Source organism: Bacillus sp. 22-7, assembly GCF_010628845.1.
GTDB classification, from domain to species: Bacteria; Bacillota; Bacilli; order Bacillales; family Cytobacillaceae; genus Cytobacillus; species Cytobacillus firmus_B.
In genome coordinates, this window is sequence record NZ_NJQY01000013.1 from 127,468 (window position 1) to 137,688 (window position 10,221).

The following is a 10,221-nucleotide window of genomic DNA, read 5'->3' on the forward strand; positions in this document are numbered from 1 at the left end:
AATGTAAAGGCCTGAAAGAAGGACAAAGACTAAGAACATCACATCCTCCCAAAAGCAGCCGCTTTCGGTCGTGCGATGCTCATGCTGACGAAGCCTTCCTTGTCCTGTGGGCCTCAACTAACAATCAGTGGGGGATAAGGAACCCCCCACTGATTGAAGTTTCACTTTATTAGGCAGCTCATTGTTAATGTTGTAAAATGGAGGGAAGAACAAGTTTTGCATAGGGGGAGAGAAGAGTGAAAAAAGAGATTGAAATCACTGTTTATGGGGCGGAGCAGCTTTGTCCAAGCTGTGTGAACCTGCCATCATCCAAGGAAACTTATGAATGGCTGGAGGCAGCACTATCCCGGAAATTTGCCAATCAGCCTTTTAAAATCGTGTATGTTGACATTCATAATCCACCCGAAGAAGAGGACAAAAAAGAATTCGCACTTAAAGTGATAGAGGAAGATATGTTTTACCCTGTTGTCCTGATTGAGGATGAGATTGTCGGTGAAGGTAATCCAAAATTAAAAACGATCTATGCGGAAATGGAAAAGTATGGTTATCAGGCAGTTTAATAAAAAATGAGCATCCAAACGGATGCTCATTTTATTTCTTAACCGTTATGGTATTTATACATCCAAAGTATTCCGGATTTCAGCAGGCGGGCGACGCGGCCTGTGATAGGACGTTCTGCAACCAGACCGAAACCGTGCTTTTTGCCCAGTGATCCAAGAACTCCTTTAAGCTTGATAACTGGCAATGTTTCAGGAAGCTCCTCGCCTTTCCAGCGTTTCAATAGAATTTGAACGATTTGCTCTGCCTGCCCTTCTGCAAGCTGTGCACTTGGTGCATGCGGAAGGCTCGCACAATCTCCTACCACATATACATGTTCATTCCCGGGAATATTGTGATGCTTGGTTAAGACTACTCGTCCTTGCGGGTCCTTTTCCACATTCATATCCCGAACCACTTTGGTCGGCTGGATGCCGGCGGTCCATACGATGGCATCACAGTGGATGGCTTCGTCATGATTATAAAGGGTTTTTTCTTCTACTTTTGTGATATTCGATTGGTTAATGATTTCAACATTATGCTCCAAAAACCAATTTTCAACATAGGTGCTCAATCTTTCGGAGAAGGCGGAAAGTATATGCTTCCCTCTATCAAATAATTTGACTTTCAAATCCGGACGGCTTTCATTTAATTCAGAAGCCAGTTCCACTCCGCTTAATCCTGCACCGACGATTCCAACAACAGAGCCTGGTGATAGATTATTTAAAGCTTCATATGTTCTTCGGGATTTCTCAATTGTCTGTATGCTATATGTGTGAATGTCAGCTCCCGGAACATTATGGTACTTATCTTCACATCCAAGCCCAATGATTATATCGTCATATGAAACAGGATCTTCGCCCTGAAGATATACCTTGTTTTCCTCGATGCTGATTTTTGTCACTTCACCGTATTTAATGGTCAATCTTTGGTGTTCAGGGAAGGATACACGCACATGCTGGTCAGAAATGGTGCCGGCAGCAAGAGCATAATATTCAGTTTTTAAACAATGATAAGGCACACGATCTATTAGAGTAATAGAGACATCATCGGGAAGCTGGTTAGGCAAAAGTCGGGCAAGCGCCCTCATACCTCCATAGCCTCCGCCAAGTATCACAAGATTTTTCATAGTATATTTCCCCTTTATGTCCGTACTGATTGCTGTTACCGAACCTAAATATAACCGTTATTAGTTATCTTGAAAAATAAATAAATGATATTATTAACCTCAAACCCATAAAAAGTATAACGAAATTGTGACAAAATCACAACACAAATCAGCAGGAAACTTGACAATAAACGACATGAAGTGGTAATTATGCATACTTATAAGAAATATTAATGAAATTACTTTCTTGCAGAATTCGGGTAAAAAAGGTAGCATTAACAGGGTAGAGAGGTGAAAGATGTGATTAAGCCAATCATCGAATTTTGCATCAGCAATTTGGCCAGCGGCTCTCAAAAAGCGCTTGAACAGCTGGAAAAGGATTATGATCTGGATGTCATAGAATATGGCTGTCTTGGGTATTGCGGCAAATGTGCAAGCACTCTTTTTGCGCTTGTGAACGGAGAAGTGGTAACAGGAGAAACACCAGATGAACTGGTTGAAAATATATATCAATATCTGGATGAAAATCCGATGTTTTAATATCGAAAAGGAGCGATTAAATTTCGCTCCTTTTCTTATTCCTTAATTTGCTGCAGTTTTTTGGTCCTGTCTCATTTCATACCAGCGTTCTCTGGCCATTTCAATTAATTTGGGTTCAGTGGAGCGGTTTTGCAGCTCAATTACTTTTGAGAAATATTTAACAGCCTGTTCTGCCTGATGTGTCCTTCGGGATAGCTCCCCGATCAGATAAAAAATCCTCGTTTCTGAAATAGATGATCCTTTAAAATCATCTGACATATAAGACTCCAGATATTCCTTTAGAGAAAGCTTCAAAAAGCGCTGTTCCTGAATATCATTCTTCATATTGCGGTAAAGCCAGGCAAGTCTGACTTGTAAACCAGCCATAATAATATGCTTCTCCCTTTTTAAAGTCCCGCAATATAAAGCCAGCTTATAGGTGTTGACAGCAACAATGATGGAACGCTCCTGGCCATAATCCTGGGGAATCCAGGCACTCGCAACTTTAGAATGTATCAAATCAAGGGCTCCCGGCGGGAAATAAGGAGAAAAATCCTCGGATTCTGAGTAGCCGCAATGCGGGCAGGTATGAATATGATATAAAAGAGGGTTTATGCTTTCATCAGAATAGTTAGGGCAGAAATCACTGTCATAATCAGCTGCTTTTACAAATCTGGAGCGGAGTTTTTTAGTGGTGAAACTCTGTCTGCAGACTCTGCATTCGCATTTTTTATCATAAGTAGGCTTTAATTGCTGCATAGAATGACACCTCCGAGGATAATGATTAAGACTATTATACCTTTTTTGCTGGTTTTATGAGTATAAAGAACTATTTAGTGGGCTGTATCAGAAAAAAATTAGAAAAAGTAAAAGCCTCTTAAGTTGAGCACATACCTTTTACTGTATATACTATGTTTATAGAAGTATCCTTACATGACAGGAGGGAATAACATGGAAAAAGTTGTGGATATAACAGAAGCAGCAGCTTTGCATATAAAAGAAATGATGAAACAAAATGAGGAAGAAGATGCATTTTTGCGTGTAGCCGTTAAAGGAGGCGGGTGCAGCGGGCTTTCTTATGGAATGGGTTTTGCACACGAAGCCGAGGAAGGTGATATCCAGTCCGAGCACTATGGAATTCAGGTTCTTGTCAGCAAGGAAGACGCACCTATCTTAAATGGCACAAAAATTGATTATAAACAATCCATGATGGGCGGCGGATTCACAATCGACAATCCCAATGCCATTGCAAACTGCGGCTGCGGATCCTCTTTCCGTACCGCTTCAAATACTGGTACACCGGAAGAGTGCTAAAATAAAATCTGCCATAACGCATCAAAAAAGGACGGTCCCGAACGGGCCGTCCTTTTCTTATCTTATTTGCCAAACATGGAAGAACTATGCATTGGCTGTACTTTCGCTTTTGGATCAATGTAGGATTTTGCGTGATTAACGGCAGTTGGCGCTTCACCGAAACCGCAGGCAATAAGCTTGACCTTCCCGTCGTATGTGCAGATATCGCCGGCAGCATAGATGCCTTCGATGTTTGTTTCCATTCGGGAGTTAACAACGATGGAGTTCTTCTCGATATCAAGGCCCCATTCTTTAATTGGGCCAAGTGAGGAAACGAATCCGTAGTTAACGATCACTGCATCAACATCAAATACCTCTTTCTCCTTTGAAGTCACACCTTCAAGTACGACTTGGCTGATTGCTTCACTGTCACCAATAAGCTCAGCTGGAACATAAGGTGTTTTAATTTCAACTTTAGAGTTCTGCAGATTTTCTACACTGTGCTCATGTGCGCGGAATTTATCGCGGCGATGAACAATCGTCACTTTCTCAGCGATAGGCTCAAGCATTAATGCCCAGTCTACTGCGGAATCCCCTCCGCCGAAAACAACTACTTTTTTGCCGGCGAATTTATTTAAATCATCAATAAAGTAATGAAGGTTTTTACCTTCGTATTGAACTGCACTCTCAAGTTCAAGACGGCGGGGCTGGAAAGCGCCATTGCCGGCAGTGATAATAATAGTTTTTGAATAATGTACTTCTTTATTGGTTGTAAGCTTGAATGTTCCATCAGCTTGCTTCTCTAACTTTTCAACCGATTGCTCAAGTGATACAGTAGGCTCGAATTTAGCCATTTGTTCCTTAAGGTTATCAATCAATTCCTGGGCCCGGACTTTCGGGAAGCCGGCAACATCGTATATGTATTTTTCAGGATAAAGAGCAGATAACTGTCCCCCAAGCTGCGGCAAGCTTTCAATAATTTTTACTGATGCTTGTCTCATACCCCCGTAGAAAGCAGTGAATAAACCAGTTGGCCCCCCGCCAATGATGGTTATGTCATACACTTTTTGATCTTCTTTCATGCATATCCCCCCACGTATGTATTGAAATTCCACTCTTTATTTTAACATAAATCGTTTAAAACCTCACGAATGGAGATAAATATTATGAATGATTGGAATATTTCGAGTGGAATACATGAAAATAAAAACACGTATATTTTTTAAATTTTTCCTAAAATTTTTAAGTTTTTCGTCTATTTTTTTAGGGTTGAAAAACCCTATGAAGTAGAATAAGATTAATGGAGGAATAATGTTAATATTTTATGACAATTTTATTGAGTTTTTTTGAACTAGTTCGTGAATAAAATCACAAAGTTTTTTTATGTTTTTGGCTATAAAAAATATAAAGCAGTGGAAGATAAGAAAACATTAGAAAATACTTAAAAAAGGTGGAAGTGATACACTTGAGAAAGCCAAAGATTGTAATCCTCGGTGGAGGCTACGGCGGTTTGATGGTTGCAACCCGTTTGCAGAAATCTGTAGGAACAAACGAAGCGGAAATCGTTTTAGTGAACAAGAATGACTACCATTATGAAACAACATGGCTGCACGAGGCATCAGCCGGAACACTTCATCATGATCGTGTACGCTATGATATAAAAGATGTTATTGACCGCAACAAAGTTGAATTCGTTCAGGGCACTGCTCTTGAAATTAAAGCAGAAGAAAAGAAAGTCATTTTGGAAAACGGCGAAATTGACTATGATTATCTGGTTGTTTCACTTGGAGCTGAGCCGGAGACATTCGGTATCAAAGGACTTAAGGAACATGCATTTTCGATTGTCAATGTCAATGCTGCACGTCAAATCCGCGAGCATATCGAATACCAATTTGCTACTTATAATACAGACGCCGAGAAAAAAGATGAGCGCCTGACAATTGTTGTCGGCGGTGCAGGCTTCACTGGCATTGAATTCCTTGGAGAGTTGGCAAACCGTGTTCCTGAGCTTTGCAAAGAATACGATGTGGACTACCATAAAGTGAAAATCATTTGTGTGGAAGCAGCTCCAATGGTTCTTCCAGGCTTTGATCCGGAGCTTGTTAATTACGCTGTATCCCACTTGGAGAAAAAAGGCGTACAATTCATGATCGGAACAGCGATTAAAGAAGCTACTCCTGAAGGGATCATCGTTGGCAAGGGCGAAGATGAAGTAGAAGAAATCAAAGCTGCAACAGTTGTCTGGGCTGCAGGTGTACGCGGAAATTCTATTATTGAAAAATCCGGCATTGAAGCAATGCGCGGCCGTGTAAAAGTTCAGCCTGATTTGCGCGCTCCTGGCCATGATAATATGTTTATCATCGGAGACTGCTCATTAATCATCAATGAGGAAATTAACCGTCCATACCCTCCTACTGCCCAAATTGCTATGCAGCAGGGTGAAGTATGTGCAAGAAACATTACTGCTTTAATCCGTAATAAAACTGATCTTGAAACGTTTACACCGGATATTAAAGGTACTGTATGTTCTCTGGGCGAACATGATGCCATCGGTGTGGCATTCGGAAAGAAAATGGTTGGAACTAAAGCTTCATTCATGAAGAAGATGATCGATAACCGTGCACTTTACATGGTTGGCGGACCATCTCTTGTATTGAAAAAAGGTAAATTCAACGTTCTTTAATCAATCAGCTATCATTTATATATGGGGATGGACTCTAAAGTCTGTCCCTTTTTTTAATGGTGATTTTTTCGTGATAAAATGACGTAAAAGGGGGTGTGTGAATGGGAGTCGAACATAAAAGGGGAAAGGTGTGGCTTGCGGTTTCCGGGCTTGTTATTTCTCCTGAAGGCAACTGGCTTGTTGTTAAAAAGAAATATGGAGGGCTTAAAGGCAAATGGTCTCTGCCCGCAGGGTTTGTGGAACCAGGCGAAACGGCTGATGAAGCTGCAGTCCGGGAAATAGAAGAGGAAACCGGGATAAAATGTACAGTGAAAGGCCTGCTTGGATTGCGTACAGGTGTCATAAAAGGAGAAGTCAGTGATAATATGATTTTGTTTTTGCTTGAAGCTGAGCCTGAACAATCATTAAAAGTTCAGGAAAGCGAACTTTTCGATGTACAGTATCGCAATCCGAAAGAACTTGCAGATGATCCGAATGCATCAGTTCTTTTAAAATACATATTGGATACTTCGGATTCGTCCATCAAACCTTTAATTAACGGCATTAATCCCGGGGATACTTTCGGCTATACAGCTTATAAATTATTTTTATAATTTTCTGAAATTTAGAGGAAGAACGAGAAATCAGAAGTAAATAATGCTTGTATGCGTTTCCAACGATAGTTTTTCATGAAATATGGAGCTTTTCATTTATTCAAATCCTTGGTATATTATCAGAAAATTCAGTTACGAAAATTCAAAAGGAGATGAATGAAATGACAGCTAAGAAATATGAAAACAAAGAGTGTATGTATTGTTCCGGTAAAGGGTATTTTCAATTACTATTAGGCGGATCTGAAACCTGCAGCTGCTGCGGCGGTACAGGAAAGAAAAAGGAATAAAGTGAAACTTCAATCAGTGGGGGGGCGTTATCCCCCACTGATTGTTAGTTGAGGCCCACAGGACAAGGAAGGCTTCGTCAGCATGAGCATCGCACGACCAAATGCGACAGCTTTTGGGAGGAAGTGGGTCACAAAGACGTTGCCACAAGGATGTGGCGTTCTTAGTCTTTGTCCTTCTTTCGGGCCTTTACATTATAAAGCGAGGCGACTTGCCCAGGGGTGACAAGCGAGCCCCTAGGAGCCGCAGCTAGATTGGGCAGTTTGCCCCCACTTTCCTTTGATTCCTTGAGTCATGAAGTGGGGTCTTACTGCCAGTTAGACTGTGATAAAGTCAAACTTCGCGAGCAGTGAAGTTTTTCTTTTCATAGCGAGTGTACTGACACACCCGCTTTTCTTGTTGACTCCCCAATCCACAATAAAGTAAACTAATTATTGATGTGTTAAGGGAGGAAACAAGTTCATGCAAATGACGATTTTCGTTTTGCCTATTTCGATGCTTCTGTTTTTTGTGCTGTTTTTTGGAATAGGTTTTATATTAAATATGCTATTAAGAATGTCTTGGATTATGGCTATTATTTATCCCGTAATTGCCATTTTTATCATTGATAAAGTTCGTTTCATTGAGTATTTTCAAAAACCGGAGGAATCGTTTTCCAGTCTTGGAGTAGAAATGTCCAGCCTCGCTTTGGCGGACATCCTTATACTCAGCAGCGGAATGGCAGGCGCCATTGTTGCCGGAATCACGATTAGACTGCTCCGTAAAAAAGGATATCGGATGTTTTAAATTAGTGATGAAATCTCTGCCGGGTGTGGGGATTTTTTATTTTTTTTGATTAGTGTGATCAAATCGGGCAAGCCTATGGTATTACTGGCTTTATCCTGTCTGTAATCGGCTGATGGAAGCCTTGCTTTCCCATAAGTTATGAATATTTCTCTCGAAGAAGGGAAATGACTAACTTTGGGAGGAGTGTAAAAGATGAACATAATTACAAAATGGATGAAACGTACAGTAATGTCTGCCTTATTTATAGGTGCATTATTGACAACTTTCCATTCGATTTCCGGGGTGGAAGCAAGATCAATTGTACAGCTGCAGCAAAATGCTGAACAAGCTGGCAAAGATGGAAATTCAAATTTTGAACATACATTAAAATCGGTTGGCGTAGCATTTAAGTTTTTGAAGCAGGCCGTGAGCCTGGAACCGAAGATTTCTGCGAGTGAAGCTGTCGCAATTGAACAGGCGCCGACACTGGAGGAATCAATTGACTGGTCGCAGTATCAGAAAAAACAAGTAATTGCTACCGGATATACAGCTTTTTACGAGTCGACAGGAAAAAATCCGGATCATCCGTCCTTTGGCATTACATACTCAGGTGTTAAAGTTAAAAGGGACTTATACTCTACAGTCGCAGCAGATTTAAATGTTTTTCCGATTGGGACGATCCTGTTTATTCCTGATTATGGGTATGGTGTTGTAGCCGATAAAGGCGGTGCCATTAAGGGGAATAAATTGGATCTCTATTATGAAACGGTTGATGATGTTTATAATAATTGGGGAAAGAAAACGCTCGATGTTTACATTGTTGAAATGGGCGATGGAACCCTTACGGAAGAAGATTTAAGGTTACTGAATGAAAATGAAGCCATGCAGGTTTTCAGACAGCAATATATCAAATCTGAGAAAAAATAAACAGAAGACAGGCAAATCCGCAATGAACGGATTTGCCTTTTTGTATTATCAAACAGAAAATGCCTGCGGATGAATCTTTTCTGCTAATTTTATGGCGCCTTCAATCAGCCGCGGTGAAGGCCTGCAATACAGTTCTTCTTCCAAAACCAGGATTCTTTCCTGTTTTACTGCTCCCATTTCACTCCAGCCTGGACGATTCAGGACAATCTCCGGATTCACCTTTTCTCTTCTGACACCGACCCAGGCGAGACAGATATAATCCGGCTGCCGATTCAGGACATCCTCCCAATCAGTCTGGACACTTGCAAGTTCAACATCAGCAAATAAATTCCGTCCACCGGCTATTTCACTGATTTCCGTCAGCCAATTGACCTTGCCAGGAGTAAACACAGGCTTTGGCCACCATTCCCAATAGAGGCTTGGTTTTTTTTCAATCCTGCTTGAGATGTGCTTAAGTTCCTCTATTTTCTCCGTAAACTGTTTAGCCGCCAAAATCCCTCTCTCAGGCATTCCGATTTTTTCAGCAGTAAAAACCAGGTCATTTGCAATATCTGCGAGGCTTTGGGGATTTAAGACAATATGGGGAATCTGCCTTTTTTCAAGCTCTGCTACATTCTTTTCCATGCCGGGTACACTCAGGGAGGCAAGCACAAGGTCCGGTTTCAGTTCCTCCACTTTATCCATGTTAATAGACAAGTCAGGACCCAGCCTGGGCAGATTGGAAATTTGCTCCGGCCAATCCGAATAATCGTCCACGCCGGCAAGCATATCAGTCAATCCCAAGTATTCCACTAATTCAGTATTGCTTGGGCATAAGGAAAGGATTTTCATTTACATCACAACCTTTAGGAAAATAAATAATGAAGCCCTAAAGTTAATAATATTCCAGTCAGGCCCCCAAAGAGTACTTCTATCGGCTTATGGCCCAGAAGTTCCTTCAATTCTTTCTGTTTTTCCTGGCCAGCTTTTTTCTGCCATGTCTTTGCTTCTTCAACGAATTTATTGAAGTCGGCAACAAGCTGGTTTAATACAATCGCCTGTTCCCCGGCCTGACGCCGCACTCCCGTAGCATCAAACATAGTGATAATGGCAAAAACGGCAGAAACAGCGAAAACAGCAGAGTCCATTCCGGTCTCAAGTGCCACCCCGGTTGAAAGGGCAGTTACTGCAGCTGAGTGTGAGCTTGGCATCCCGCCTGTACTGGTTAAAAGGGACCAATCCACTCTTCGGGTGGCAATAAATTGAATGGGCACTTTTACAAATTGGGCAAAGAAGATGGCTGCCAAAGCAGACCATAGGGGGAAATTTGTCAATAATTCCATGTGAGACCACCTTTGGGTTGTATGATACTCCATCTTTGAATTCTATTCTGCTTTCTGAAGTTGAATCGTGTTCGGACTCTGAGTTGTTTTTTGCACTTTTTGTGTCCGAAGTTGAACCATGTTCGGACTGTGACCAGCTCAATTCAGCACTTTGTGTCCGAAGTTGAGCCATGTTCGGACTGTGACCAG

General features: G+C 41.4%; 13 protein-coding genes. 8 read left to right on the forward strand and 5 right to left on the reverse strand.

The window, feature by feature from the left end:
* The first annotated feature begins 236 nt into the window (after window positions 1-236).
* Window positions 237-560 (forward strand): YuzD family protein, encoded by a 324-nt coding sequence (locus tag CE058_RS11250; protein ID WP_163142602.1) that lies wholly within the window; start codon window positions 237-239, stop codon window positions 558-560.
* Window positions 561-598: 38 nt separating this feature from the next.
* Here CE058_RS11250 and CE058_RS11255 read toward each other — a convergent pair whose 3' ends face one another.
* Complete coding sequence (locus CE058_RS11255; RefSeq protein ID WP_163142605.1) at window positions 599-1,666, reverse strand: NAD(P)/FAD-dependent oxidoreductase; 1,068 nt, start codon at window positions 1,664-1,666, stop codon at window positions 599-601.
* Between the two features lie 279 nt (window positions 1,667-1,945).
* Between CE058_RS11255 and CE058_RS11260 the strand changes: the two genes are divergently transcribed.
* On the forward strand, window positions 1,946-2,185 hold the full coding sequence (locus CE058_RS11260; protein WP_035331977.1) for a YuzB family protein: 240 nt from the start codon (window positions 1,946-1,948) through the stop codon (window positions 2,183-2,185).
* Window positions 2,186-2,227: 42 nt separating this feature from the next.
* Here CE058_RS11260 and CE058_RS11265 read toward each other — a convergent pair whose 3' ends face one another.
* Window positions 2,228-2,923: a DUF2225 domain-containing protein gene (locus tag CE058_RS11265; protein ID WP_163142608.1), complete on the reverse strand. Its 696-nt coding sequence runs from the start codon at window positions 2,921-2,923 to the stop codon at window positions 2,228-2,230.
* Between the two features lie 192 nt (window positions 2,924-3,115).
* Between CE058_RS11265 and CE058_RS11270 the strand changes: the two genes are divergently transcribed.
* Entirely contained in the window at window positions 3,116-3,478 is a 363-nt protein-coding gene (locus tag CE058_RS11270; RefSeq protein WP_048010921.1) for a HesB/IscA family protein, read from the forward strand.
* Window positions 3,479-3,540: 62 nt separating this feature from the next.
* On the opposite strand, the gene CE058_RS11275 is transcribed toward CE058_RS11270, so the two are convergent.
* Window positions 3,541-4,539, reverse strand: a complete 999-nt coding sequence (locus CE058_RS11275) for an NAD(P)/FAD-dependent oxidoreductase (protein ID WP_048010922.1) — start codon at window positions 4,537-4,539, stop codon at window positions 3,541-3,543.
* Between the two features lie 383 nt (window positions 4,540-4,922).
* Here CE058_RS11275 and CE058_RS11280 point away from each other — a divergent pair, with 383 nt between their 5' ends.
* The 5 genes from CE058_RS11280 (at window position 4,923) to CE058_RS11300 (ending at window position 8,710) form a co-directional block, all read left to right on the forward strand.
* Complete coding sequence (locus CE058_RS11280) at window positions 4,923-6,140, forward strand: NAD(P)/FAD-dependent oxidoreductase (protein ID WP_048010923.1); 1,218 nt, start codon at window positions 4,923-4,925, stop codon at window positions 6,138-6,140.
* Window positions 6,141-6,241: 101 nt separating this feature from the next.
* Window positions 6,242-6,733, forward strand: coding sequence for an NUDIX domain-containing protein (locus CE058_RS11285; RefSeq protein ID WP_048010924.1), 492 nt, complete (start codon window positions 6,242-6,244; stop codon window positions 6,731-6,733).
* A 161-nt stretch (window positions 6,734-6,894) separates the two neighbouring features.
* A complete protein-coding gene (locus tag CE058_RS11290; protein ID WP_159867914.1) occupies window positions 6,895-7,020 on the forward strand; it encodes a YuiA family protein in 126 nt (41 codons plus the stop codon).
* A gap of 460 nt (window positions 7,021-7,480) precedes the next feature.
* Window positions 7,481-7,804, forward strand: a complete 324-nt coding sequence (locus CE058_RS11295) for a YuiB family protein (protein WP_048009796.1) — start codon at window positions 7,481-7,483, stop codon at window positions 7,802-7,804.
* A 192-nt stretch (window positions 7,805-7,996) separates the two neighbouring features.
* A complete protein-coding gene (locus CE058_RS11300; RefSeq protein WP_048009797.1) occupies window positions 7,997-8,710 on the forward strand; it encodes a 3D domain-containing protein in 714 nt (237 codons plus the stop codon).
* A gap of 48 nt (window positions 8,711-8,758) precedes the next feature.
* Here CE058_RS11300 and CE058_RS11305 read toward each other — a convergent pair whose 3' ends face one another.
* Complete coding sequence (locus CE058_RS11305) at window positions 8,759-9,541, reverse strand: cobalamin-binding protein (protein ID WP_048009798.1); 783 nt, start codon at window positions 9,539-9,541, stop codon at window positions 8,759-8,761.
* A 14-nt stretch (window positions 9,542-9,555) separates the two neighbouring features.
* Entirely contained in the window at window positions 9,556-10,032 is a 477-nt protein-coding gene (locus CE058_RS11310) for a divergent PAP2 family protein (protein WP_035331991.1), read from the reverse strand.
* Window positions 10,033-10,221 lie beyond the last annotated feature (189 nt).

What these genes read in the sequence shown, in the direction of transcription:
- CE058_RS11310 (WP_035331991.1), bottom strand. Translation starts at nt 10,032, where the DNA reads ATGGAATTATTGACAAATTTCCCCCTATGGTCTGCTTTGGCAGCCATC.
- CE058_RS11290 (WP_159867914.1), top strand. Translation starts at nt 6,895, where the DNA reads ATGACAGCTAAGAAATATGAAAACAAAGAGTGTATGTATTGTTCCGGT.
- CE058_RS11295 (WP_048009796.1), top strand. Translation starts at nt 7,481, where the DNA reads ATGCAAATGACGATTTTCGTTTTGCCTATTTCGATGCTTCTGTTTTTT.
- CE058_RS11285 (WP_048010924.1), top strand. Translation starts at nt 6,242, where the DNA reads ATGGGAGTCGAACATAAAAGGGGAAAGGTGTGGCTTGCGGTTTCCGGG.
- CE058_RS11300 (WP_048009797.1), top strand. Translation starts at nt 7,997, where the DNA reads ATGAACATAATTACAAAATGGATGAAACGTACAGTAATGTCTGCCTTA.
- CE058_RS11265 (WP_163142608.1), bottom strand. Translation starts at nt 2,923, where the DNA reads ATGCAGCAATTAAAGCCTACTTATGATAAAAAATGCGAATGCAGAGTC.
- CE058_RS11305 (WP_048009798.1), bottom strand. Translation starts at nt 9,541, where the DNA reads ATGAAAATCCTTTCCTTATGCCCAAGCAATACTGAATTAGTGGAATAC.
- CE058_RS11270 (WP_048010921.1), top strand. Translation starts at nt 3,116, where the DNA reads ATGGAAAAAGTTGTGGATATAACAGAAGCAGCAGCTTTGCATATAAAA.
- CE058_RS11275 (WP_048010922.1), bottom strand. Translation starts at nt 4,539, where the DNA reads ATGAAAGAAGATCAAAAAGTGTATGACATAACCATCATTGGCGGGGGG.
- CE058_RS11255 (WP_163142605.1), bottom strand. Translation starts at nt 1,666, where the DNA reads ATGAAAAATCTTGTGATACTTGGCGGAGGCTATGGAGGTATGAGGGCG.